General features: G+C 70.2%; 18 protein-coding genes, 1 tRNA gene and 1 pseudogene. 11 read left to right on the top strand and 9 right to left on the bottom strand.

Annotated elements, in window-relative coordinates:
- From efeB to ACFU53_RS09395, 5 genes are all read left to right on the top strand, one after another.
- Entirely contained in the window at positions 1-1,422 is a 1,422-nt protein-coding gene (gene efeB / locus ACFU53_RS09375) for an iron uptake transporter deferrochelatase/peroxidase subunit (protein ID WP_383988151.1), read from the top strand.
- Between the two features lie 224 nt (positions 1,423-1,646).
- Positions 1,647-2,582 carry a prephenate dehydratase gene (gene pheA, locus ACFU53_RS09380; RefSeq protein ID WP_383988154.1) on the top strand — a complete coding sequence of 312 codons (936 nt, stop codon included), beginning with the start codon at positions 1,647-1,649 and terminating at the stop codon, positions 2,580-2,582.
- Positions 2,583-3,178: 596 nt separating this feature from the next.
- Positions 3,179-4,456, top strand: coding sequence for a serine--tRNA ligase (gene serS / locus ACFU53_RS09385; RefSeq protein ID WP_383988157.1), 1,278 nt, complete (start codon positions 3,179-3,181; stop codon positions 4,454-4,456).
- A 71-nt stretch (positions 4,457-4,527) separates the two neighbouring features.
- Positions 4,528-5,337 carry an HAD family hydrolase gene (locus ACFU53_RS09390; protein WP_383988266.1) on the top strand — a complete coding sequence of 270 codons (810 nt, stop codon included), beginning with the start codon at positions 4,528-4,530 and terminating at the stop codon, positions 5,335-5,337.
- Positions 5,338-5,431: 94 nt separating this feature from the next.
- Positions 5,432-6,196: an alpha/beta fold hydrolase gene (locus ACFU53_RS09395; protein ID WP_383988269.1), complete on the top strand. Its 765-nt coding sequence runs from the start codon at positions 5,432-5,434 to the stop codon at positions 6,194-6,196.
- A 21-nt stretch (positions 6,197-6,217) separates the two neighbouring features.
- Here ACFU53_RS09395 and ACFU53_RS09400 read toward each other — a convergent pair.
- From ACFU53_RS09400 to ACFU53_RS09430, 7 genes and pseudogenes are all read right to left on the bottom strand, one after another.
- Positions 6,218-7,101: pseudogene (locus tag ACFU53_RS09400) on the bottom strand (IS630 family transposase); the annotation flags it as partial.
- Positions 7,102-7,215: 114 nt separating this feature from the next.
- Positions 7,216-7,298 (bottom strand) — tRNA-Ser (locus tag ACFU53_RS09405).
- Positions 7,299-7,615: 317 nt separating this feature from the next.
- The gene (locus tag ACFU53_RS09410; protein ID WP_383988273.1) at positions 7,616-7,915 is read right to left on the bottom strand and encodes a hypothetical protein; all 300 of its coding nucleotides are present in this window, start codon (positions 7,913-7,915) and stop codon (positions 7,616-7,618) included.
- Between the two features lie 193 nt (positions 7,916-8,108).
- Complete coding sequence (locus tag ACFU53_RS09415; protein ID WP_383988160.1) at positions 8,109-8,828, bottom strand: ABC transporter permease; 720 nt, start codon at positions 8,826-8,828, stop codon at positions 8,109-8,111.
- Between the two features lie 10 nt (positions 8,829-8,838).
- Positions 8,839-9,750: an ABC transporter ATP-binding protein gene (locus ACFU53_RS09420; RefSeq protein WP_383988163.1), complete on the bottom strand. Its 912-nt coding sequence runs from the start codon at positions 9,748-9,750 to the stop codon at positions 8,839-8,841.
- Positions 9,747-10,700 carry an ABC transporter permease subunit gene (locus ACFU53_RS09425; RefSeq protein ID WP_383988165.1) on the bottom strand — a complete coding sequence of 318 codons (954 nt, stop codon included), beginning with the start codon at positions 10,698-10,700 and terminating at the stop codon, positions 9,747-9,749. Before ACFU53_RS09425 ends, ACFU53_RS09420 begins: the two co-directional genes overlap by 4 nt.
- Positions 10,690-11,679, bottom strand: coding sequence for an ABC transporter ATP-binding protein (locus ACFU53_RS09430; RefSeq protein ID WP_383988276.1), 990 nt, complete (start codon positions 11,677-11,679; stop codon positions 10,690-10,692). Before ACFU53_RS09430 ends, ACFU53_RS09425 begins: the two co-directional genes overlap by 11 nt.
- Before the next feature lie 352 nt (positions 11,680-12,031).
- Here ACFU53_RS09430 and ACFU53_RS09435 point away from each other — a divergent pair, with 352 nt between their 5' ends.
- The 6 genes from ACFU53_RS09435 to ACFU53_RS09460 all read left to right on the top strand — a co-directional run bounded on the left by ACFU53_RS09435 (position 12,032) and on the right by ACFU53_RS09460 (position 19,167).
- Positions 12,032-12,880, top strand: a complete 849-nt coding sequence (locus tag ACFU53_RS09435) for a M24 family metallopeptidase (protein ID WP_383988168.1) — start codon at positions 12,032-12,034, stop codon at positions 12,878-12,880.
- Positions 12,877-14,661 (top strand): SDR family oxidoreductase, encoded by a 1,785-nt coding sequence (locus ACFU53_RS09440; protein ID WP_383988171.1) that lies wholly within the window; start codon positions 12,877-12,879, stop codon positions 14,659-14,661. The genes ACFU53_RS09435 and ACFU53_RS09440 overlap by 4 nt, the downstream gene beginning before the upstream one ends.
- Positions 14,662-15,494: 833 nt before the next feature.
- Positions 15,495-16,442: a MerR family transcriptional regulator gene (locus tag ACFU53_RS09445; RefSeq protein WP_383988174.1), complete on the top strand. Its 948-nt coding sequence runs from the start codon at positions 15,495-15,497 to the stop codon at positions 16,440-16,442.
- A gap of 123 nt (positions 16,443-16,565) precedes the next feature.
- Complete coding sequence (locus ACFU53_RS09450; RefSeq protein ID WP_383988177.1) at positions 16,566-17,114, top strand: RNA 2'-phosphotransferase; 549 nt, start codon at positions 16,566-16,568, stop codon at positions 17,112-17,114.
- A gap of 36 nt (positions 17,115-17,150) precedes the next feature.
- Positions 17,151-18,053, top strand: a complete 903-nt coding sequence (locus tag ACFU53_RS09455) for an LLM class flavin-dependent oxidoreductase (RefSeq protein WP_383988180.1) — start codon at positions 17,151-17,153, stop codon at positions 18,051-18,053.
- Positions 18,054-18,297: 244 nt separating this feature from the next.
- On the top strand, positions 18,298-19,167 hold the full coding sequence (locus ACFU53_RS09460; RefSeq protein ID WP_383988183.1) for an HAD family hydrolase: 870 nt from the start codon (positions 18,298-18,300) through the stop codon (positions 19,165-19,167).
- Positions 19,168-19,284: 117 nt separating this feature from the next.
- On the opposite strand, the gene ACFU53_RS09465 is transcribed toward ACFU53_RS09460, so the two are convergent.
- Positions 19,285-20,349, bottom strand: coding sequence for a M23 family metallopeptidase (locus ACFU53_RS09465; protein ID WP_383988186.1), 1,065 nt, complete (start codon positions 20,347-20,349; stop codon positions 19,285-19,287).
- A 380-nt stretch (positions 20,350-20,729) separates the two neighbouring features.
- Positions 20,730-24,368 (bottom strand): thiol reductant ABC exporter subunit CydD, encoded by a 3,639-nt coding sequence (cydD, locus tag ACFU53_RS09470; protein ID WP_383988189.1) that lies wholly within the window; start codon positions 24,366-24,368, stop codon positions 20,730-20,732.
- Positions 24,369-24,431: the final 63 nt, after the last annotated feature.

The raw sequence follows: 24,431 nt of genomic DNA on the forward strand, positions 1-24,431 counted from the left end.
ATGGCTGACCAGGACCTTGCCGAAGGAAACTCCGCCGCCCCTGAAGGGGCGCGGGGCGGTGGTGAACACGCCGCTACCGCCGCGCGAGCGACGACGAACGACTCGCAGCCGCCGTCCGGCCTGTCGGAGTCACGGCGAAGCGGCGACACCCCACCCCCTGGTGGAACGATCTCGCGTCGCCTCCTGCTGGGCACCGCCGGCGCGACCGGTCTCGCGCTGGGCGCGGCAGGCGGCGCCGCCGGATACGCGGCCGGGTCCTCCTCCTCGCCCTCCTCGACCGAGAAGGTCACCCCTCTGTCCTCCCTCGGCGCGGGGGAGGTGAGGTTTCACGTGAAACATCAGCCGGGAATCACCACCCCTCTCCAGGCCCGCGGCCACCTCGTCGCGTTCGACCTGGCCGCCGGGGCAGGGCGCAAGGAGGCGGCCACTCTGCTGCGGCGCTGGTCGGACACAGCCCGGCGGCTGATGGCGGGCGAGGCGGCGGCCCAGGACGACACGGACATCGCCCGTGACGCGGGACCGTCGTCGCTGACGGTCACCTTCGGCTTCGGGCACAGCTTCTTCGCCCGTACCGGTCTGCAGAAGCAGCGCCCGGACTCTTTGGACCCGCTGCCCGACTTCTCCTCGGACCAGCTCGACAGGACGCGCAGCAACGGCGATCTGTGGGTGCAGATCGGGGCGGACGACGCGCTCGTCGCCTTCCACGCCCTGCGCGCGATCCAGAAGGACGCGGGCAGCGCGGCACGGGTGCGATGGCAGATGAACGGCTTCAACCGTTCGCCGGGCGCCACGGCCCACCCCATGACGGCACGCAACCTGATGGGGCAGATCGACGGCACCCGCAATCCGAAGGCGGCCGAGTCCGACTTCGACGAGCGGATCTTCGTGCCCGCGTCCGCCTCACCGGCCACCTCCGGCGACCCGGCGTGGATGGCGAACGGCTCCTACGCCGTCGTACGCCGCATCCGCATGCTCCTCGACGACTGGGAGCAGCTGTCGGTCAAGGAGCAGGAGGACGTCATCGGGCGCCGGAAGTCCGACGGCGCGCCGCTGAGCGGGGGCGGGAAAGCGACCGAGACGACCGCGATGGACCTGGAGAAGACCGACTCCCAGGGCAATCTCCTCGTCCCGATCAACGCGCACGCCCGTATCACCCGCCCCGACCAGAACGGCGGCGCGGCCATGCTCCGCCGCCCGTTCTCCTTCCATGACGGCATCGACGCGAAAGGTGTCCCCGATGCCGGTCTCCTCTTCGTCTGCTGGCAGGCCGACCCCCTCCGCGGCTTCGTCACCGTCCAACGCAAACTCGACCGCGGTGACGCCCTCTCCAAGTTCATCCGCCACGAATCGAGCGGCCTCTTCGCGGTACCGGGGGGCGCGGCGGAGGGAGGGTACGTGGGGCAGGGGCTGCTGGAGGGTTAGCCGACTGGAGGACTACCGGGCTCGCACCGGACGCCCTGTTCCTGACTGGGGAGGGTGGGTGCGGCGGCACCCGGCAAGCGCCGGTGAGCCAACCCACCCCCGCCCGGTCCCCACCGTTGGGTGCCGGGAGGCGTGAGGGCGCCCCCTGGGCCGTACGTCGCTCTCAGGGGCGGTGGAGCGAGATACGTGCGCCGGGGTCCCGCGAGGCCCATTAGGGTGAGTCCATGCCAGCCAGCTACGTGTACCTCGGCCCCGAGGGCACCTTCACCGAGGTCGCCCTGCGCATGCTGCCGGAGTCCGCGACCCGCGAACTCGTCCCGATGGTGTCCGTGCCCGCCGCACTCGACGCCGTCCGCAACGGCGAGGCCGAGGCCGCGTTCGTCCCGATCGAGAACTCCGTGGAGGGCGGCATCACGACCACGCTCGACGAGTTGGTCGCCGGCGCCCCGCTGATGATCTATCGCGAGGTGCTCCTCTCGATCACCTTCGCGTTGCTGGTCCGGCCGGGCACCAAGCTCTCGGAGATCAAGACGGTCACCGCGCATCCGGCCGCCCAGCCGCAGGTCCGCAACTGGATGAAGGCCAACCTCCCGTCCGACGTCGTCTGGGAGTCCGCCGCCTCGAACGCCGATGGCGCCCGCCTCGTCCAGGAGGGCCGTTACGACGCCGCCTTCGCCGGTGAGTTCGCGGCCTCGCGGTACGGCCTGCAGGCCCTGGAGACAGAGATCCACGACGCGGAGAACGCCCAGACCCGGTTCGTCCTGGTCGGCCGCCCCGCCCGGCCCGCCGCCCCGACCGGCTCCGACAAGACCTCCGTCGTCATCTGGCAGCGCGACGACCACCCCGGCGGACTGCGCGACCTGCTCGGCGAGTTCGCCGTCCGCGGCGTCAACCTCATGCTGCTGCAGTCCCGCCCGACCGGCGAGGGCATCGGCAACTACTGCTTCGCCATCGATGCCGAGGGCCACATCTCCGACCGCCGGGTGGCCGAGGCGCTGATGGGTCTCAAGCGGGTCTGCCTCCAGGTCCGTTTCCTCGGTTCGTACCCGCGTGCGGATGCCGCCACCGCGGAGGTCCGGCCCACTCCGACGGGCACCTCCGACGCCGAGTTCGTGGCGGCGGCGGACTGGGTGGCGCGCTGCCAGGACGGCCGGTTCTAGGACGGCCGGTCCGAGGACGGCCGGTCCGAGGACGGCCGCTGGTCCTACCTGCCTATTTTCTTTGTCCACAGAAGTTATCCACAGGGCGGCTTCTCGACCTGGGGACAAGTCGACAACACGGCGCCAGTCGGTCGACAAATCGCCTTCGTGAGCCTCGCCGTGTCCACAACCCTGTGGGTCACCCTTCGTCCACGCGTTTCCTCCAGTCAACCCGTTAGAGCGACCCATTTCCGTGCGAATCCACTCGAAAGTGGGCGTGCAGGTGGTTTGAGTCGGGAATCCTCAAGTCGCCGCCCGGCTTTCCCAACGATCTTCTCCGAAGTCCACAGATCTTTCGCACAGCCTGTGGATAACTCTGCTGGGCTGTGGATTTCTGTGGACGGCCGATCCCCAAGCCCCATACGACACAAGGGAGTCGAGTCAACCAGGCGCCACACCCGTGCCCTCTTTCAGGGAGTCGGCCCCCAATTCATTGACTTTCACCGGCATCCGCCATCGTCTGTCACCATGATCGACATTCATGTCAAACCACCACGGAAACGGCGTACCGCGAATTCAAGTCGTGGGCCGGAACCACACACCGGTAGCCTTGAGGGGTGATTGACCTTCGCCTGCTCCGTGAGGACCCCGACCGTGTGCGCGCGTCCCAGCGCGCCCGTGGAGAGGACGTCGCGCTCGTCGACTCCCTCCTGTCCGCCGACGAGCGGCGCAGGTCATCCGGCGTCCGCTTCGACGAGCTCCGTGCCGAGCAGAAGTCGCTCGGCAAGCTGATCCCCAAGGCCTCCGCCGACGAGAAGGCCGAGCTGCTCAAGCGCGCGGAACAGCTCAAGGCCGACGTCAAGGCCGCCGACGCCGAGCGCGACGCGGCCGACACCGAGACCCAGGAGCTCCTTCTCCAGCTCGGCAACCTCGTCCACCCCGACGTCCCCGTCGGCGGCGAGGAGGACTTCGTCACGCTGGAGACGCACGGCGAGATCCGTGACTTCACGGCCGAGGGCTTCGAGCCGAAGGACCACCTGGCGCTCGGCACGATCCTCGGCGCCATCGACACCGAGCGCGGCGCCAAGGTCTCCGGCTCGCGCTTCTACTTCCTGACGGGCGTCGGCGCCCTGCTCGAACTCGCCCTGGTCAACGCGGCGATCGCCCAGGCCACCGCGGCCGGCTTCACCCCGATGCTGACCCCGGCGCTGGTCCGCCCGCAGTCGATGGCCGGCACCGGCTTCCTCGGCCAGGCCGCCCAGGACGTCTACCACCTCGACAAGGACGACCTGTACCTGGTCGGCACGTCCGAGGTCGCGCTGGCGGCGTACCACATGGACGAGATCATCGACGCCGACCGCCTCCCCCTGCGCTACGCGGGCTTCTCCCCCTGCTTCCGCCGCGAGGCCGGCTCGCACGGCAAGGACACCCGGGGCATCTTCCGCGTCCACCAGTTCGACAAGGTCGAGATGTTCTCGTACGTCGCACCGGAGGACTCGCAGGCCGAGCACCAGCGCCTGCTGGACTGGGAGAAGCAGTGGCTGACGTCGCTGGAACTGCCCTTCCGCGTCATCGACGTCGCCTCCGCCGACCTCGGCTCCTCGGCCTCGCGCAAGTTCGACTGCGAGGCGTGGATCCCGACCCAGGGCAAGTACCGCGAGCTGACCTCGACCTCCGACTGCACGGAGTTCCAGTCGCGCCGTCTACAGATCCGTGTCCGTGACGGCAAGCAGGTCAAGCCGCTGGCCACGCTCAACGGCACGCTCTGCGCGGTCCCGCGCACGATTGTGGCGATCCTGGAGAACCACCAGCAGGCCGACGGCTCCGTCCGCGTCCCCGAGGTCCTGCGCCCGTACCTGGGCGGCCGCGAGGTGCTGGAGCCGGTAGCCAAGTGAGCGAAGCGGCTGCCACCGGGGGCTCCACAAACTCCGCGAAGACCACGGCGTCCGAGGTTTCCGAAGCGTCCGTGCGGCCCTCGGGCTTCCCGTACAAGCTGATCGCGACCGACCTCGACGGAACGCTCCTGCGCTCCGACGAGTCGGTCTCCCTTCGCACCCGTGAGGCGCTCGCCGCGGCCACTGCGGCGGGCGCCGCCCATATCGTCGTCACCGGCCGGGCCGTCCCCTGGACCCGCCACATCCTCGACGACCTCGGGTACCGGGGACTGGCCGTCTGCGGCCAGGGCGCACAGGTCTACGACGCCGGAGAGCACCGTCTGCTCACCGCCGTCACCCTGGACCGCCAGCTCGCCGCCGTGGCACTCGCCAAGATCGAGGCGGAGGTCGGCCCACTGCACCTGGCCGCCAGCCGTGCGGGCCTGGAGGGCGAGATACTGGTCGGCGCCGGGTACGCCCTCCTGCACGGCTCGCTCCCCACCACCCCGCTCACGGACGTGTCCGACCTCTGGGCGGCTCCGCTGAACAAGATCTACATACAGCACCCCACCCTGACCTCCGACGAACTGGCCGAAGCATCCCGTCAGGCCGCCGGCGGCTTCGTCACGGTCGCCATGGCCGGCGAGGGGATCGTCGAACTCCTCCCCCTCGGCCTCACCAAGGCCACCGGCCTCTCCGTCGCCGCCCGCCGCCTCGGTGCGAAGCGCACCGACACCATCGCCTTCGGCGACATGCCCAACGACATCCCCATGTTCACCTGGTCCACCCACGGCGTAGCCATGGCCAACGCCCACTCCGACCTCAAGGCCATCGCCGACGAAGTGACGTCCTCCAACGAGGACGACGGCATCGCAGAGGTCCTGGAGCGCTTGCTGAGCTAGTGCTGTGACCGGCATGGTTCCCGGCCTGATGGGCGGGGCAGTGGCGGTGCTGATCGAGAGGCGTTTTGAGCAGCAGCTGAGTAGGGTCTGCCGGATGACGCTCTCTCATGATGTGGCCGGAGACGGTCCTGTGCTGGTGCTGTTGCATTCCGGGGTGTGTGACCGGCGGATGTGGGATGCCCAGTGGCCGGCCTTGATCGATGCCGGTTACCGGCTGGTGCGCTGTGATCTTCGGGGCTTCGGTGAGACTCCAGCGCCGGACCGGCCTCACAGCGATGCCGAGGATGTGCTGGCCCTCCTGAACAGTCTGGGTATCGCGCAGGCGGCACTGGTGGGATCCTCGTACGGCGGGCACGTCGCTCTGGAGATCGCCGCGCAGTGGCCAGACAGTGTGAACGCCCTTGCGTTGCTCTGCTCCGCCCTTCCCGGGCATGAACCTTCTGCCGAACTGAACGCACTCGGCGAGCGCGAGGAAGCGCTGCTCGAGGCGGGCGACATCGCTGGCGCGACGGAGCTGATGGTCGCCACCTGGCTGGGCCCGGATGCCGACGAGACCGCCCGCGAGGCGGTACGCCAGATGCAACGACACGCCTTCGAGCTGCAGATGTCCGCTGCTGAGGAGTTCGAGCCAATAGAAGCCAAGATTGATCTGGCAGCCATTCAGGCTCCCTGCCTTACCGCGTCGGGGGCGCATGACCTGGCGGACTTCCGACAGATCGCAGCTCGGCTGCCGGATTTGCTCGCGAACGCCGAGCATGTCGAACTGCCTTGGGCAGGTCATCTGCCCAGCCTGGAGCGGCCATCGGCTGTCACCGATCTGCTGATCGGCTTTCTCAAGCAGAGCGTTCCTGTCAGTTGATCCTGCTCGCGGGGTGTCCTGTCACGCGGCGTCGGGGAGAGGGCGTCCGCCCCAGCGGATGCCCTTCTCGCTGCGGACGCGGGCGCGTTCGCGTCGTTGGGCGGCCAACACGCCGGATATTGGGCGTTCTTGTTGCGCCAGCGCAAGTACCGGTGCAACTCCCGCGTCTGGGCGATGTGGTTGGGATGGTTCGAGTTGGCGAGGGTGAACTGCCGCAGCGGCCCGAAGTGCGCCTCGATCGGGTTCGCCCAGGACTCGTCGTCGGGGTGAAGCACAGCTCGACCTTATTCCTGACTGCCCAGCGCAGGATGCGTGCGTTCTTGTGGGCGGACAAGTTGTCCAGGATCACGTAGATCGGGGCGCCGTCAGGACGCGCTGACCGGATGGTCTTGAGTGCGGCCCAGGTCGGATTGATCCCTTTGCGGCGCCGGTTGATGCCCCGGAGCGTCTCATCGCCGACCGAGTAGCAGCCGTGGAAGTACGTGACCCCGTGGGTGCGGTGGAGGATCGCCGGCAACCGGTCGGGCCTGCCCTCCTTCGCCCAGCAGGTTCCGGCGGTGGGGCGGATGCCGAGCGGCCCGAACTCGGCGAAGGCGAAGGTGCGATCGGGCCGCTCGTTGATCGCGTACTCGATCCGGTCCAGCTTGGTGTCGAAGTCCGGGTCGCTGGATTCCTTCCAGGTCTTGGTCCGCTGGAACGTCACGCCGCGACGGTGGAGAAGACAGCGCAGGGCCTCGCGGCCTATGCGTATCGGACGGGCGACATGGCGCCGCAGATGGTCCGCGAGTTTCCGGATCGACCAGCGGGGTGAAGGGCCTGCCGAGCTTGGTGGGACGGGTGGTGGCCGTCTGGATGACGAAGTCCTCGTCGTCATCGCTGAGCAGGCGGGGACGGCCTCCCGCCCAGCTCAAACCGCCGAGCACCGCAAGAACGGCCCCGAGGCCCAGCGCAGCCCGTGAGCCTCCCTGCACGTACCCCCGGCCCAAAAACCCGGCCACGTCACAGCGACAGCGAAGCGGCGGAGGATGCACGAATCGAACGTGCGCGGGCAAACCCGACCACGGCTTAGCAAGCCGGTGCCTTACCACTCGGCCAATCCTCCGGGTGGGCGGCCCACGCGAAGCGATTCGCGCGCTCGAAGCGGCCGCCCCGGGCAGCTCCCCGCTGGGGGGGGACGGACTCGACGGAGGGGTAACTACTCCGGAGCCCGCCGTGGGCTGCCCTGTCGGGAACTCGACGTACTGCGCCTGAAGGACAGCATCGGGTCGGGCTCCTCTCCCAGAACGTGGCGTCGGCTCGACCCGACGACCTGGACATCAACCACTGTGCCCGGCAGCCGAGTTGCCCGCCACCGAATATCCGTCGCACGGGCCACCCCTGCTTTTCGGCCCGCAGGGCCGTGTCCGCCGCTCGGGGCGGTCACCGGCGGCGCCACCTGCGGCGTCGCGCTTTGCTGAAGAACCACCCCGCGGGCGGCTCGTCCGAGCGCCAGGGCTGGGGGTCGGGGGCCTGTTGCCGCCAGCGCGCCGCGAGCATCCGGGCCCGCGCCGACGGTTCGGCCGTCTCGGCGGACCGTATGAAGTCAGCGTCCAGAACGATGTCGTCCCAGACATCCTCGCCCGCGCTCCCGCCACCGGCCTCGGCGCCGACTCCCGGCCCCGATATGGATGCGGAGCCACCCTTGGCACCCGGTCCGCCCCCAACCGTGCTGTCGGTCACCGCGCCCTGCGCCTCGCCGCCGTCGGGCGACACCTCCGTTGCCATCCACGCTCCTCCTGCCGCCTGGCCGCGCTTCCTGGCCGTGTATGCCCCTTCGCTTCCCCCTTGCGCCAGTGTGCCTGGGCGTAGGTGAAGCCCCTGTCAAGATCAAGGAAGGGTGTGCCTCCGGGGCCGAGCGCCCCGGAGGGTTCCGTCACTCCTCGCCGGCCAGCTTCAGCGTCCGCAGCTTCTGACCCGCATACCAGGTAGCGCCCGCCGTGACGACCGTCAGGAGGACTACCGCAGTCGGCAGCCCAACGTCGGAGGTCACGAGGTCGCCGTCGGTGACCCTTTGGGCGACGGCGAGCGCCCACTGCTGGACGCTGAGCGTGCGCGCTCCGTCCACCAGGGACCCGAAGAGGGTCTCCCAGACGAGCGCGTACACGAGTCCGAAGACAACCGCGTGCCGGGTGACTGTCCCGAGGAGCAGGAACATCGCCGCGTACGCGATCGAGGCGACCAGCGCCGCCACCGTGTAGGCGACCGCGATCTGCTGTCCGTTGCCGTTCAGGATCAGGCCCGCGAGCAGTGTCGGTATGGCCGAGAACGCCATGGTCACCGCGATCGCCACGATCAGCTTGGTGAAGATGATCGTCGGCCGCTTCACCGGCTTGGCCAGCAGATACACCACGGAACCGTCGTCGATCTCCGGCCCGATCGCGCCCGTTCCCGCGATGACGCCGATGATCGGCACCATCGTGGCGAGCGCGAACCCGCCGAGAAGGTCCGCGGCCACCTGGTCATCGGCGCCACTCAGGGCGCGCACGGCCACGGAGAGCACGATCAGCAGGGCGGGCAGCGCGCTGAGAATGAGGGCCCGGCGACGGCCGAGCAGGGCCCGGTAGGTGAGCCGGGCGACTGTGGGGTCGTACATCTTCGGCCTCCTACGCCGCGACGAGATACGAGAAGACGGACTCGAGGGACTCGTCCGACGGCGAGACCGTGAGCAGACGGATGCCGTGGTCCCGGGCCACCCTCGGCAACAGCGACGTGAACCGGCCGAAGTCGACGGCCTGGATGCGCAACGCGCCTTCGGCCAGGTCCACTTCGATCCCGGCGGTCGACGGGTCGGCGATCAGTGCGGCGGCCAGGGCCCGGTCGTCACTGGAACGCACCAGATAGCGGTGCGGGCGGTCGGTCATCAGGCGGCGAATGCGCCGGAAGTCGCCGCTCGCCGCATGCCGCCCGGCGACGACCACCTCGATGTGGGCCGCCAACTGCTCGACCTCTTCGAGGATGTGGGACGAGAACAGCACCGTGCGGCCCTCGTCGCCCATGCGCCGGAGCAGATCCATGAGCTGCATGCGCTGACGCGGGTCCATGCCGTTGAACGGCTCGTCCAGCAGGAGCAGGGACGGTTCGTGGACCAGCGCGGACGCCATCTTCACGCGCTGACGCATGCCCTTGGAGTACGTCGAGATCTTGCGGTCCTGCGCGTACTCCATCTCCACCGTGGCGAGCGCCCGCTGGGCGGCCTTCGCCCCCAGGCCGTGCAACTCGGCGTTGGCGACGACGAATTCGCGTCCCGTGAGGAAGTCGTACATCGCCTCGCGTTCGGGGACGATGCCGATGTGCTTGTAGATCTGCTCGTTGCGCCACACCGGCGTGCCGTCGAGGGTGACGGAGCCCGTGGAGGGGGCGAGGAAGCCGCCCATCATGTTGATGAGGGTGGACTTGCCGGCGCCGTTCGGGCCGAGCAGGCCGGTGACACCGGGGCCGATGGTCATCGTGACGTCGTTGACCGCCACCACGTTGCCGAACCAGCGTGAGACGTGGTCGATGTTGAGCGTGGTCACAGCCCGACCTTTCGGTAGCGGCGCATCAGCAGGCCGTAGGAGCCGGCGATGAGACCCAGGACGACGAGGAGGTAGAGGGCTCCCTGCCCGCTGGAGGGCCCGTGTCCGCCGGGGAAGGCGGAGGTGGCGCCCAGGAAGGCGGTCTGTACGCCGTCTATCAGCGTGATGGGCGAGAAGAGGCCGAGCCAGGGCACCGCGTCGGCGCTGGACTGCACATCGGCGATGGCCTGGACGACGGACACGGCCCCGTAGGAGATGGTCAGGACGGCGATGACGGCCGCGATGCCGAAGCCGCGGCGCGGAGTGACCGCCGAGATGACCAGGCCGATGCCGGCGAAGAGGAGCGACAGCAGTGCCACGGACACCAGTCCCTGTGCCAATCCCTTGGTCTGGTCGGTGAAGTCGAACTCGGCCAGCAACGCGCCCACATAGAGCACGAGCAGGGGCACCGCGGTCAGGATGAAGAGCGCCGAGGTCAGCGCCGCGAACTTCGCGCGGACGTAGTCGGCGGTCTCGATCGGGCGCGAGAAGTACAGCGGGACGGTCTTGAAGCGCAGGTCGCGCGAGACGGACTGCGGTGCCTGGGAGGCGACGTACAGGCCGATGACGGCCTGCATGATGACCGCGTACTCGGTGTACTTGATGGGCAGGTCCTTGATGGGCAGGCCCTGGGCCTGGGTGGCGATCGCGACCGCCACCATGATGGCCGCCGGCACGCACATCACCGCGAACAGCAGCATGGGCAGCACCTTGGACTTGGCCGAGCGGCCCAGTCCGTAAGCGCCGCGCAGGGACTGCGAGTACAGCGAGCGGCGGGCGTAGGCGCGGCCGAGGCGCGGGCCGTCGTACGAGCGGTATCCGATGTTGTGGATGCGGCTCTGCTCGCCCGTGCGCGCGGGCTGTCCACCGGCGAGGGCCGGTGCCTGTGCACCGTGCTGCTCAACCGCCATGGCCGACCGCCTCCTTCCCTGTGTCCTGGGCGCTCCGGGTGCCCGTCTGCTCGTCGTTGTCCTGGAAGACCTCTGCGATGTGGTGCCTGCGCTGCTCCATGCGGACCAGGCCGAGGCCCAGGTCGGCGACGACGTCGCGGACCAGGTCGTAGGTCTCATCGCCCTGGGCGGTGAGCAGCAGGATGTGCCCGGCGCCCGGGAGGCCGCTGCCGTCGGCGACGGTCACCCCGTGTGCGTGGAGCGCCTCGCGCAGAGCGCTGGTGCCGTCAGGGTGCTCATCGCTGTCGGTGACCTCGATCGCGAGGGTCGCCGTGCTCTGGGTGAAGTCCCTGGTGGAGCTGGACCGCAGGAGCTTGCCGCCGTCGACCACGACGACGTGGTCGCAGGTGCGCTCCAGCTCGCCGAGCAGGTGGGAGGTGACCAGGACCGAGATGCCGAAATCGGTGTGGATGCGGCGGATCAGGCCGAGCATCTCGTCACGGCCGACCGGGTCCAGGCCGTTGGTCGGCTCGTCCAGGAAGACCAGCTGCGGGTCGTGCACCAGGGCCTGGGCGAGCTTCACCCGCTGTTTCATGCCCGTGGAGTAGCCGCCTATGGGGCGGTATCGCTCCTCGTACAGGCCGACGTGGCGCAGGGTGTCCGCGGTGCGCTCGCGCGCGGCGGTCGGCGGGAGTCCGGACATGCGGGCCATGTGCACGACGAACTCGGTGGCCGAGACGTCGGGCGGCAGGCAGTCGTGCTCCGGCATGTACCCCACGCGCTCGCGGATGTCGCCGCCCTTGGTGGCGACATCCAGGCCGAGCACCTCGGCACGGCCCTCCGAGGCGGGGGACAGACCCAGCAGGATTTTGATCAGTGTGGACTTGCCGGCGCCATTGGCACCGACGAGTCCCGTCACACCGGGTCCGATGTCCACGGAGAGCCGGTCAATGGCGGTCACCTTCGGGAACCGCTTGCTCAGGCTTTCGGTCGCGATCACAGTCACGATTTAGACATTAGGGGCGCGGGCCAGCGCGGTCATCACCCCGCAGAGCTGTCTCCGCGTCACCCTCGAGTCGTACGGGCCCGTAGGGGGACTCCACCGTCGGTCCCCCTAGGGGTCACCCTGAGGTCGAACAACCCGACGGAGCCGAGCCGCAGGGCAGCGGCCGTCATGAGATCGAACGACCGGCGTCGCTGTTTCGTGCCCGCGTTCGCTCCATGTCTTCGTGCTCGCCGGTTCTCCACAGCCCGCGCACACCCCTATTGACGCAGCCGCCAGTCACTGTCACATTCATTGGTGTCACATTGCGAACACGGACCGTAGTCGATGAAGACAATGGGGCAGTGACATGACCTCGGTACCGACAGGCGGGCTCACCGCGGAACTGCGGGGGTTCAGGCAGGTCCAGGCCCTCGCGTACGAGTGCGCGGAAGCCGTCGCGGCCCAGCTCGAGCCGGGCGTGACAGAGCGCGAGGCAGCGCGGATGCAGCGCCACTGGCTGCGCGAGCGCGGCGTGCGGGACTGGTTCCACCTGCCGTTCGCCTGGTTCGGCGACCGCACGACGTTCGTCGACTTCCGCATACCGCTGCAGTTCTTCCCCACCGACCGCCGTCTCGAAGCGGGCATGCCGTTCATCCTCGACATGGCCCCCGTATTCAAGGGCTGCACGGCGGACATCGGCTACTCGGGCTGCCTCGGGCCGAGTCCCCTCCACGACAAGCTGATGGCGGACCTTCGAGCGCACCGCGAGCTGATCCTGCGCGAGGTGCGCGAGCGACGGTCGCTGCGCGAGATCTACGTGGACGTGGACCGGCTCATGGTCCACCAGGGATATGCCAACCGGCATCGCGCCTATCCCTTCGGTGTCATCGCGCACAAGGTGGGCCGGGTGAAGGAACGCCGCTGGTCACCGCATGTGTTCGGGTTCGGCACACACGCGTTGAAGGGTCTGGCGGCCGACGCGCTGCACGGACACCGCGACGGCTGGTCGCCGCTGTGGTCGCCGTACCGGTTCTCCGACCACCCGCCGCAGCCAGGGCTGTGGGCGGTCGAGCCCCACCTCGGTTTCCGGGGCACGGGCGTGAAGTTCGAGGAGATTCTGGTCGTCACCGACTCCAGAGATGCCGAGGAGAGCGCGTTCTGGCTGGACGACGACCTGCCGCACGTCCGGCGGTGGGCGGAGGAGAAGTGCCGATGACCGGAGGGGGAGACGTGACGGATGCGGTGACGCTCGAAGGCGCACGGCAGCGCCGGGTGCGCGCGGACGGGGTCGAGTTGTGCGTCGCCGAGCTGGGCGACCCCGGGCAGCCGACCGTGCTGCTCGTGCACGGCTACCCCGACTCCAAGGAGGTCTGGTCCGAGGTCGCCGTACGGCTCGCGGAGCGCTTCCACGTGGTGCTGTACGACGTGCGTGGCCACGGAGGGTCGACGGCACCGAAGCCGTTGCGCGGCGGGTTCACGCTGGAGAAGCTGACGGACGACTTCCTGGCGGTCGTGGACGCGGTCAGCCCGGGCCGCCCCGTGCACCTTGTGGGGCACGACTGGGGTTCGGTGCAGGGCTGGGAGTTCGTGACGGTCGAGCGTACCGAGGGGCGCATCGCGTCCTTCACCTCGATGTCCGGCCCTTCCCTAGACCACATGGGGCACTGGATCAAGCGGCGGGCCAAGCGCCCGACCCCGCGCCGGATCGGTCAGCTCCTCGGCCAGGGCGCCAAGTCCTGGTACATCTACCTGCTGCACATGCCCGTGCTGCCCGAGCTCGCCTGGCGCGGCCCCCTCGGCAAGCGGTGGCCCGCCCTGGTCCGGCGGGCCGAGAAGCTACCCAAGGGCGACTACCCCAGCCCGTCGCTGCCCACGGACGCCGCCCACGGGGTATGGCTGTACAGGGACAACATGCGAGCTCGTCTGGCCCGGCCCCGTGACGACGCGTACGCTCACGCGCCGGTGCAGCTCATCACGCCTCTGGGCGACCAGTTCCTCTCCGAGCAGCTCTACGACGACCTGGAGTCGTGGGCTCCACAGCTCACCCGTCGCACCCTGCCCGCCAAGCACTGGATCCCGCGCACACGGCCCGATCAGCTGACGGCCTGGATCACCGAGTTCGTCACGGCAACCGAGGGCGGACGACCCGCGCCGGTGGCCACCGGGACGTACACGGACCGGTTCGGTGGGCAGTTGGTGCTGGTCACCGGCGCGGCCGGCGGCATCGGCCGGGCCACAGCCTTCGCGTTCGCCGAGGCCGGGGCACGCGTCATCGCCGTCGACGTGGACGCCGAAGGAGCGGCCCGTACCGCGGAGTTGTCCCGGCTGATCGGCGCGCCCGAGGCCTGGGCCGAGGCGGTCGACGTCTCGGACGAGCAGGCCATGGAGAAGCTCGCCGAGAGGGTCGCCACCGAGTACGGCGTGGTCGACGTGCTGGTGAACAACGCGGGGATCGGGCTGTCGGGGTCCTTCCTCGACACCACCCCCGACGACTGGCGGAAGGTCCTCGACGTCAACCTGTGGGGCGTGATCCACGGATGCCGGCTCTTCGGCAGGCAGATGGCCGAGCGCGGCCAGGGCGGCCACATCGTCAACACCGCCTCGGCCGCCGCCTATCTGCCCTCCAGGTCGCTGCCCGCGTACAGCACCTCCAAGGCGGCCGTCCTGATGCTGAGCGAGTGCCTGCGCGCGGACCTGGCCGGGCAGGGCATCGGGGTGTCGGCGATCTGCCCCGGCATCGTCAATACCAACATCACCTCGACCGCGCGCTTCGCCGGCGTCGACGCCGAGGAGGAGAAGCGTCGCCAGCGGAAGACCGCGAGGCTGTACGGACTGCGGAACTACCCGCCGGAGAAGGTCGCGGACGCCGTCCTGCGCGCTGTCGTCCGCAACCAGGCGGTCGTTCCCGTCACTCCGGAGGCCCGCTGCGGCCGCTTCATGTCCCGGTTCGCCCCGCGAGCGCTCCGCGCGCTCGCCCGACTGAAACCGCCGCTGTGAGCCCGCAGGACGAGCAGAACGAGAACGGGCCCTACGTGATCGCCCCGCGCAAGGTCTCCTTCGACTGGGAGAAGACCCCACTGCACCGGATCCCCGACGTGCCCACCGCCGTCCATGTCATCAATGTGCTGCACCTGCTGCTGCCGACGGGGGAGCGGTGGTTCGTGAAGGTCTTCAAGGAGGCGCTGCCGCTGGCAGCTGTCCAGATCTCTCGATCGGGTGATGATCGGACCTTGGGCTTACAAGGAAGGGGGCACGTCTCGGTAGCGTCGTTCGTGCGATCTGGCTGGTCGAACATTGGCGCCAGCGTGCGGGCCCCCGATCCACCGGAGAGATGGTTCAGGGCCTCCAACCGCCTGCTGGCTGCGTTAGTCAGACCAAGTCGTGAGGTGCCCCGACCCACCGGGGCCGGACCCGGACCGGCTCCGTGCCGCCGCCCGGTTGGAACGGTGCAGGGGGCAGGAGGCCCCCAGAGGGCGGTGAGCTGCCCCTGTACGCCCGGTGGTTCACAGGCATGGCGGTCTCCGCCTCCTCGACGCCACGCCTGCGGACGCGGGGGCGCCGCCTCTCCTGGACGTCACGACCCGAAGCTCGCCGGGCACCTGTGCTACTCGCTCGCCGCGAACAACCGCGCCGTACGCAAGCACCTGTTGCCCACGTGGAAGGAGCTCGGCGCGGCCGTCCCCCACTATCTGCGCAGGGCGGTCGAATATCTGGCGAGTTCGCCCGCGGCACGCACTGCGGCGGGTGCGATCGCACGGGCGGCGTCGGCGTCGGCGTAGCCGTAGACCGGCTGCACGGCAGCACGGGGGGCAGAAGGAGGCACGAGGACCGTGAACGTCGAACCGGCCGGGGCCGCGTATCGCATCGAGGATCTGGCGCACCGCAGCGGCGCCACGGTCCGGACGATCCGCGCCTACCAGGACCGCGGACTGCTACCTCGCCCCGAGCGACGCGGGCGGGCGAACATGTATTCGGACGCGCATCTGATCAGACTGCGCCAGATCGCCGACCTCCTCGACCGCGGCTACACCCTGGCCTCCATCAAGGAGCTTCTGGAGGCCTGGGACACGGGCCGCGGTCTCGGCGCGGTGCTCGGCCTGGCCGCGGAGGTCGACGGGCCGTGGACCGACGAGCAGGCCGTACGGATATCGCGGGTCGAGTTGGTCGAGCGATTCGGCGGCGTTCCGGACGAGGCAGCGGTGGCGGACGCGGTCGAGCTGGGTGTGCTGGAGCCGGCGCCCGGCGAGGAGGACCTGTTTCTCGTGCCGAGCCCCCAAGAGCTGGCCGTGGCAGCCGAGTTGCACGAGGCGGGGATACCGCTGTCCGCGATCGCGGGTCATCTACGGGAGTTGCGGGGACAGGTCGAGCACATCGCCACGCGTTTCCTCGAGTTCACCACCGAGCACGTGTTCGCTCGCTATCTCGGGCAACACCCGCCGCCGACCGAGGACGACGCGATCGAGGCGGCGACGCTCGTACGACGACTGCGGCCGCTTGCCCAGCAGACAGTGGAGGCGGAACTCGCCCGTGCGATGCGGCTGTTCGCCACCCGGCGGTTGCGCCGACACCTAGATTCGGATGCCCCTGCCGAGCCCGCGGAAGAGTCGTCTTCCGTACGGATCCCGGCGTCCACAATGCGAGCCGTGGAGAAGCTGGTTGGTCCGGAGCAGGCATCGGCCTTCATCACGGCGGCAGCCGAACGGGAGGTACAGTCGCGCACCTTGGACGCGCTTGCAGCAAATATGCGCGAAAGCCACAAAATTCAACAATCCCCCTGAATCCAATGGATGGTTGTCCACAGAATCTTCAATTACCCTGTGGATAACTCAACTTGGCTGTGGATCAAACATCCGGATCAAAATCAAGTGCGTGACGCGGGTCTCGCCAGGCACGCTGGCGGGATGAACGAAAGACGTACCGTGAGAGTGTCGAAGTACCTCTCGAAACACCTGCGACACCAGCCGAAGCGGATCGGGCTCACGCTCGACCAGGGCGGCTGGGTCGGGATCGACACGCTCATCGAGGCGGCCGCCGCCCACGGCTTCCACTTCACCAGGGCGGAGCTCGACCACGTGGTCGAGGCCAACGACAAGCAGCGCTTCGCCGTCGAGGGTGACCGGATCCGCGCCAACCAGGGCCACACCGTCGAAGTCGACCTCGGCCTGCCCCCGTCCACCCCGCCGCCGTACCTCTACCACGGGACCGTGGCGGCCTACCTGGGCGCGATCCGCGTCGAAGGCCTGCGCGCCATGAACCGGCACGACGTGCATCTCTCACCCGACCGCGAGACCGCCACCCGCGTGGGCGCCCGCCGCGGCCGCCCCGTCGTGCTCTCCGTCGACGCGGGTGCCATGCACCGCGACGGCCACGTCTTCCGCGTCAGCGACAACGGGGTGTGGCTGACCGAGGCGGTTCCGCCCCACTACCTGCGGTTCCCGGAGTCGCACTGAGCGGGACCATCCGACGGCTGCCCTTACGCTCGATGTATGAGTCTGCGTCTGAGCACCGTGATCCTGCCCTACCTCCGCTGGCACGAGGGCGGCCGTGACATCTGGCAGCGGGCCGAGCAGCTCGGGTTCCACACCACGTTCACATACGACCACCTGTCGTGGCGAACCTTCCGGGACGGGCCGTGGTTCGGCGCCGTGCCGACCCTGACCGCAGCGGCCGCCGTCACCGACCATATGCGCCTCGGCACGCTCGTGACCTCGCCGAACTTCCGGCACCCGGTGACCCTCGCCAAGGAACTGATCTCCCTCGACGACATCTCCGGCGGCCGGGTCACCCTCGGCGTCGGCGCGGGTGGCACCGGCTTCGACGCCACCGCGCTCGGCCAGGAACCGTGGACGCCACGCGAGCGCGCCGACCGGCTCGCCGAGTTCGTCCCCCTGCTCGACCGGCTGCTCACCGAGGACTCCGTCTCGTACGAGGGCGATTACTACTCCGCCCACGAGGCGCGCAACATCCCCGGCTGCGTCCAGCGCCCCCGGCTGCCCTTCGCGGTGGCCGCCACCGGGCCGCGCGGGATGCGGCTGGCCGCACGGTACGGGCAGGCGTGGGTGACCACCGGGGACCCCAAGCTGTTCGAGTCGGGCACCCCCGAGCAGTCGGTTCAAGCCATTCGCGGGCAGGTCGAGAAGCTGGCCGACACGGCCGCCGCGCTCGGCCGGGACGCGGCCCAGCTCGACAAGATCCTCCTCACCGGATTCACCCCTGACCGCGGCCGACCGCTGGAGTCGCTGGACGCGTTCGTGGACTTCGCGGGCCGCCATGCCGAGCTGGGCTTCACCGACGTCGTGATCCACTGGCCCATCCCGGACTCGGACTTCGCCGCGGACGAGAAGGTCTTCGAGCGGATCGCCATGGAGGCACCGGCCCAGCTGGCGTGAGAACGCCCCCGGACCATCACTGCGGCATCGCCGTAGCTGGGGTCGTCGTGGCCACGGTCGTCGTAGTTGGGACGGTCGTGGCCTGGCGCGCGCGACGAGTCGTACGAACACAAGGCCGACGGGCCACAGGTGCGCGCAGACCGCCGGCCGTAACAGCGCAGGCAGCGGGCGGCCCAGGGCAGTAATCACTCACCTGCGCAGGCGCCCGCACGACCGTACGCGCATATGCGCGACAATGGGGTCCGTGACCTCAGCGACGAGACAGCCCGAGACCCCGGCCCCGACCGTCCCGCTCCGGCTGATAGCCACGGATCTCGACGGCACCCTGCTCCGCGACGACAAGTCGGTCTCCCCCCGCACCGTCGCCGCCCTCGCGGCCGCCGAGGAGGCGGGCGTCGAGGTCTTCTTCGTCACCGGCCGCCCGGCCCGCTGGATGGACGTCGTCAGCGAGCACGTCCACGGCCACGGCCTCGCGATCTGCGGAAACGGCGCCGCCGTGGTCGACCTGCACGGCGGCCCCGGCGCACATCGCTTCGTCAAGGTCCGCGAGCTGGCGCGGGAGAACGCGCTCTACGCCGTACGACTGCTGCGCGAGGCTGCGCCGGGCACGGTGTACGCGGTCGAGCAGACGTACGGCTTCAACCAGGAGCCCGATTACCCCAAGCTCCACATGGAGATCCCCGACACCCTCGCGCCCGTCGAGAAGCTGCTGGCTCCGGGTGGTGTGGCCGACGGCGAGCCGGTGCTGAAGATCCTCGCGTACCACCCGTCGATCGACCCCGACGACTTCCTCGCCACCGCCCGTATCGCCGTCGGCGACCGTGCCACCATCACCCGTTCCAGCCCCAGCGCCCTGCTGGAGATCAGCGGACCGGGCGTCTCCAAGGCCAGCACCCTCGCCCTGTGCTGCGCCGAGCGCGGTATCTCCCACGAGGAGGTCGTCGCCTTCGGTGACATGCCGAACGACGTCGAGATGCTGACCTGGGCGGGTCAGTCGTACGCCATGGGCAACGCGCACCCGCACGTCCTCGCGGCGGCCTCGGGCCGGACCGTGGCCAACAACGAGGACGGTGTGGCGGTCGTGATCGAGCGGCTGCTGGCGGAACGGCTGTAGCCGCGACCGGCGAACCCACGACCGCCACTCCACGCACGACGGCCGCTCCACGCACGACGGCCGCTCCACCCACGACGGCCGCTCCACCCACGGCCGACCCCGTACCGGAGCACCCGGCTACAACCCCACCCCGTGCTTCCGCAGCCACGGCACGGGGTCCACGCCCGACCCCAGCTCCGGGGTGACCCGTACCTCGAAGTGCAGGTGCGGTCCGGTGGAGTTGCCGGTGGTGCCCGACTGGCCGATCCACTGCCCCGGCGCCACCCGTTCGCCCTGGTCGACGGTGACGGCGGCGAGGTGCGCGTACTGCGTGTAGTAGCCGTCCGCGTGCTCGACGACGATCTCGATGCCGAAGACGCCCCCGCACGACACCTTCACCACACTCCCCGCCCCGACCGCCCGCACCGGCGTACCGATCGGCACCGCGAAGTCCTGCCCGGTGTGCTGACTGGCCCAGCGCTCACCACCGCTGCCGTACCCGGCGGAGAGCTCGTATTTCTTCACCGGCGCGACCCACGCGCTCGTTGGCCCGCCGGCCGGCTGGTCCAACCGGGCGGCTCCCCGGCAGGTACCGGCCGCGACCGCCGCGTCGGCCTGCCCCTGGAGCGTCCACTGCGCCGCTTCGAGCTTCTGCTGGATCGCCTGCTTGATCCCGGCGAGTTCGGTCTTCCATCCCTCCAGCGCCCGCCACGCCGTCGCGGCCTTCGCCTCGTCCTCGGCGAGCCTCGCCTCCGCGCGGCGGCTCTTGGCCACGGCATTGTTGACCGCCAGATCGGCCTGCCAGACAGCTCGCTGACCGCGCATCAGCTCCTCCGGGTCCTTCGCGAGCAGCATCTGCGCGGTGTACGGCGCCCCGCCGCCCTCGCGGTACTGGGCGCGAGCGATCCGGCCGAGGTCGGCGTTCAGCACCGCGGTCTGCTTCCGCTCCCGCGCGAGCAGCGTCTCCAGCCGCTCCGCCTCCACCTTCTGCGCCGCCGCCGCCCGCCGCCCCACCTCGTACCGCTGCGTCGCGACCGCCGCTTCCTCGAACAGCCGCGCCACCTGGGCGCTGATCCCTGGCTCGCCGGGCGCGCCCGGCGGCCCACCGCCGTCGCTGTCGGCCGCCGTCGGCCGGGCCACGAGAACCGCCGAGGCGCACAGCAGCACGACGACGAACAGCGGGTGTCGACGAGAGAAGCGCATGTCAGCGATCCTGGCCCGGCCCGGCGCCGCAGTCCCGTTCGAGTCGTACGGCTGGGGGACGCAGTGCCCCGGACGGGCCAAAGTGTTGGGCTGAACAGGGACCCGACTGCGGGGTGTTCGGCGCGGAGGCTTGCGGGCGGGGCTGGTCAGTACGAGACGGGCCTGGTCAGGGAGACCGCGAAGGCAGGACATGGTCCCCGATCCCCGCCTCGTACCAACTGCCCCGCCCAGCGCATCTGTCTCCGTTCGGGGTTGCGGAGGCCGATGCGCCGCCCGCCCTCGGGGATGCCGCGTCGTTGCCCGCGACGGTCAGCCGTACGCCCGGCCGACCGTCCCGGCAGAACCGCGATGAGGTTCTCTCCGGTGAACCAGCGAGGCGCTCAGACCCCGGCCAGCAACTCCCCCGCCGCCTCCCGCTCCACCATCGCCCGCAAGGGGCCTTCGACCACGGCCAGTTCCGCGTAGGTTCCGCGCTGCACGACGTGCCCCTCCGCCAGCACGACCACCTCGTCCACGGCCTCGAGGCCTGCCAGCCGATGGGTGATCAGCAGGGTCGTACGGCCCTCGGTCGCGGCCAGCAGGTCCGCGGTGAGCGCGTCGGCCGTCGGCAGGTCCAGGTGTTCCGCGGGCTCGTCGAGGACGAGGACCGGGAAGTCGGCGAGCAGCGCGCGGGCGAGGGCGAGCCGCTGACGCTGGCCTCCGGACAACCGCGCCCCGTGCTCGCCGATCAGGGTGTCCAGCCCCTCGGGCAGTTCGTCGGCCCAGTCGAGCAGCCGCGCCCGCGCGAGAGCGTCCCGCAGCTCCGCCTCGCCCGCGCCCTTCCGGGCGAGCAGCAGGTTCTCCCGCACCGAGCTGTCGAAGAGGTGCGCGTCCTGGGCACACAGCCCCACGAGCCGCCGTACGGCGTCCCCGTCGAGCGCGTACGCGTCCACGCCGCCCAGCGTGTACGTCCCCTCGCGCGCGTCCAGGAATCGCAGCAGCACCTGTGCGAGCGTCGTCTTACCCGCCCCCGAGACGCCGACCACGGCGGTCCTGCGCCCCTCTTCGAGGGTGAGGTTTAGCCCGGCGAGCGCGTCTCGGCCCTGCCCGGCGTACCGCGCGCCGAGCCCTTCGAGCCGCAGCGGGAACGGCGACACCGGCGCCTCGGCCGGCTCCTCCGGTTCACGTACGGGGTCGGGGGCGTCCAGCACCTCGTACACGCGCTCCGCGCTCCTGCGCACCCGCTGGCGGAACTGGACGGCCAGCGGCATCCCCAGCACCGCCTCGAACGCGGCCAGTGGGGTGAGCACGACGACAGCCATGGCCACACCGCTCAGCCGCCCCTCGCCAACGGCCTGTGCGCCGAAGAGCGCGGTGGCGGCGACGGTGAGTCCGGAGACGAGCGCGGTGAGCCCGTCGCCGAGCGCGGTGGCCGTGGCGGCTCGGGAGGCGATCCGGGTGAGCACATGGTCGGCCTGGCGTGCCTCGGCGGAACGCGCGGGCAGGGCGCCCGCGACCGTCAACTCGGCGGTGCCGGTGAGCAGATCGGCCACGCGGGTGGCCAGCACCCCGCGGGCCGGCGCCAGTCGGTGCTCCGCCCGTCGGGCCACGGCCCCGGTCACGAGGGGCACGCCGGCCCCGGCGGCGAGCAGTCCGACGGCGAGAGCGGCACCGGCCTCGGGCAGCAGCCAGGCGGTGAAACCGACGGAGGCGGCGGAGACGGCCATCGCGGCCCCGGCAGGCAGCAGCCAGCGCACCCAGTAGTCCTGCAGGGCGTCCACATCGCCGACCAGCCGCGAGAGCAGATCGCCCCGCCGGGTCGTCCGCAGCCCGGCGGGCGCCAACCGCTCCAGCCGCCGGTAGACGGCCACCCTCGTGTCGGCCAGCATCCGCAGCACGGTGTCATGCGACACCAGCCGCTCCGCGTACCGGAACACTGCCCGCCCGATCCCGAATGCCCGCGTCGCCGTTACCGCGACCATCAGATACAGCACCGGAGGCTGCTGCGAGGCCCGTGAGATCAGCCACCCGGAAGTCGCCATCAGCCCGACGGCACTACCGAGCGCCAGGCTGCCGAGCAACAGGGCGAGGGCGAGCCGGCCCCGCCGCGGCCCGGCCATGTTGCGGACGCGGCCCAGTACACCCTGCCGTGAGGTGTGGGGCGACGTGTCGGGGCGAGGCACCACACTCCGGGTCTTCGCTCCTGCCCCTGCGCTCTCCCCAGCCGCCTCGAGTGGCGCACCTACGGCAGCAGTCTTCTCACCCGCCCCCGCACCGACGGCCCGCCCGACCACGGTTTCAGGAACGCCGGACTCTCCCTGAGCCTCTCCTTTTTCTCCCTCGGAGGGCCTGAGCGAACCGGCCGGTTCCCTCGACAAGGACTCCTGGGTGGGCAGCACCTCAGCCGCCCGCCCCTCCAACCGCACCACCCGGTCCGCCACCCCCAGCAGCGCCGGCCGATGGACCACCAGCAGCACGGTCCGGCCCACGGCCAGCCGCCTTACCGCCTCCACGACCTCCGCCTCGGTCTCCCCGTCCAGCGAGGCCGTCGGCTCGTCGAGGAGCAGCACGGGCCGGTCGGCGAGGAACGCCCTGGCAAGGGCGAGCCGTTGCCTCTGCCCGGCGGAGAGACCGGAGCCGTCCTCACCGAGGGCCGTCTCGGCCCCGGCGGGCAGCGCGTCCACAAAGTCCAGCGCCCCCGCGTCGGCGAGCGCTCGCCGTACCGTCGTGTCGTCCGCGTCCGGACGGGCCAGCCGCACGTTGTCGGCGATCGACCCGGCGTACAGATGCGGCCGCTGGGGCACCCAGGCGACGCGCGAACGCCACTCGTCCAGGTCGAGCAAGGTCAGATCGACTCCCCCGACCCGCACCCCGCCCGCCGTGGCCTTCGTGAACCCCAACAGGACGTTCAGCAGCGTCGACTTGCCCACGCCGCTCGGCCCGACGAGGGCCACCGTCTCCCCCGTGGCCACCGTGAAGGAAACGTCCGAGACGGCGTCGTACGACCGTCCGGGGTACCGGACGGTCACCCCGTCGAAGTGGATGTCACCGGCGGACGGAACAGGCCCCGTCCCGGACGCCGGCATCGGTGTCTCCAGGACCTCGAAGATCTCCTTGGCCGCCGCGAGTCCCTCGGCGGCCGCGTGGAACTGGGCACCCACCTGCCGGACCGGGAGATACGCCTCGGGGGCCAGGACGAGGATGACCAGCCCGATGTACAGGTCCATCTCACCGTGCACGAGCCGCATGCCGATGGTGACCGCGACCAGCGCGACCGAGATCGTCGCGAGCAGCTCCAGCGCGAACGACGACAGGAAGGCGATCCGCAGCGTCCGCATGGTCGCCTGCCGGTACTCGCCAGTGATCCGCTTGATCGACTCGGCCTGAGCCCTGGCCCGGCCGAACACCTTCAGCGTCGGCAGCCCGGCGACGACGTCCAGGAAGTGCCCCGACAACTGCGACAGCAACCGCCACTGACGGTCCATCTGCGAGCGGGTGGCCCAGCCGATGAGCACCATGAAGACCGGGATCAGCGGCAGCGTGCCGACGATGATCGCCGCCGACACCCAGTCCTCGGTGACAATCCGCGCGAGCACCGCGACGGGCACGACGACGGCGAGGCCCAGCTGCGGCAGATAGCGCGAGAAGTAGTCGTCGAGCGCGTCGACCCCACGGGTGGCGAGGGCGACCAGCGAGCCGGTGCGCTGCCCGCTCAGCCAGCCGGGCCCCAGCGCGGTGGCCCGTTCCAGCAGCCGCCCCCGCAACTCCGACTTCACCGCCGCACTCGCCCGGTGAGCGGCCAGCTCGGTGAGCCAGGAGACCAGGGCCCGCCCCAGCGCGACCGCCGCCAAGAGCAGCAGGGGAGCGCGGAGTTCGGCTACCGACATCCCGTGCTGGAAGGCACCGATCACCACTTCGGCGATGAGCATGGCCTGCGCGATGACGAGCACGGCCCCGACAACACCCAGGCCGACGACCACCATCAGGAAGAGGCGGGTGGCGCGGGCGTACCGCAGCAGTCGTGGGTCGATCGGTTTCACGTGAAACACCCTCTTCTCAGCAGGCATGTTTCACGTGAAACATGCCTCTTAGGCCCGAGGAGG

The organism is Streptomyces sp. NPDC057474, from assembly GCF_042802555.1.
Classification (GTDB): Bacteria; Actinomycetota; Actinomycetes; order Streptomycetales; family Streptomycetaceae; genus Streptomyces.

What these genes read in the sequence shown, in the direction of transcription:
- efeB (WP_383988151.1), top strand. Translation starts at nt 1, where the DNA reads ATGGCTGACCAGGACCTTGCCGAAGGAAACTCCGCCGCCCCTGAAGGG.
- pheA (WP_383988154.1), top strand. Translation starts at nt 1,647, where the DNA reads ATGCCAGCCAGCTACGTGTACCTCGGCCCCGAGGGCACCTTCACCGAG.
- ACFU53_RS09395 (WP_383988269.1), top strand. Translation starts at nt 5,432, where the DNA reads ATGACGCTCTCTCATGATGTGGCCGGAGACGGTCCTGTGCTGGTGCTG.
- ACFU53_RS09415 (WP_383988160.1), bottom strand. Translation starts at nt 8,828, where the DNA reads ATGTACGACCCCACAGTCGCCCGGCTCACCTACCGGGCCCTGCTCGGC.
- ACFU53_RS09425 (WP_383988165.1), bottom strand. Translation starts at nt 10,700, where the DNA reads ATGGCGGTTGAGCAGCACGGTGCACAGGCACCGGCCCTCGCCGGTGGA.
- ACFU53_RS09435 (WP_383988168.1), top strand. Translation starts at nt 12,032, where the DNA reads ATGACCTCGGTACCGACAGGCGGGCTCACCGCGGAACTGCGGGGGTTC.
- ACFU53_RS09440 (WP_383988171.1), top strand. Translation starts at nt 12,877, where the DNA reads ATGACCGGAGGGGGAGACGTGACGGATGCGGTGACGCTCGAAGGCGCA.
- ACFU53_RS09450 (WP_383988177.1), top strand. Translation starts at nt 16,566, where the DNA reads ATGAACGAAAGACGTACCGTGAGAGTGTCGAAGTACCTCTCGAAACAC.
- ACFU53_RS09455 (WP_383988180.1), top strand. Translation starts at nt 17,151, where the DNA reads ATGAGTCTGCGTCTGAGCACCGTGATCCTGCCCTACCTCCGCTGGCAC.
- ACFU53_RS09465 (WP_383988186.1), bottom strand. Translation starts at nt 20,349, where the DNA reads ATGCGCTTCTCTCGTCGACACCCGCTGTTCGTCGTCGTGCTGCTGTGC.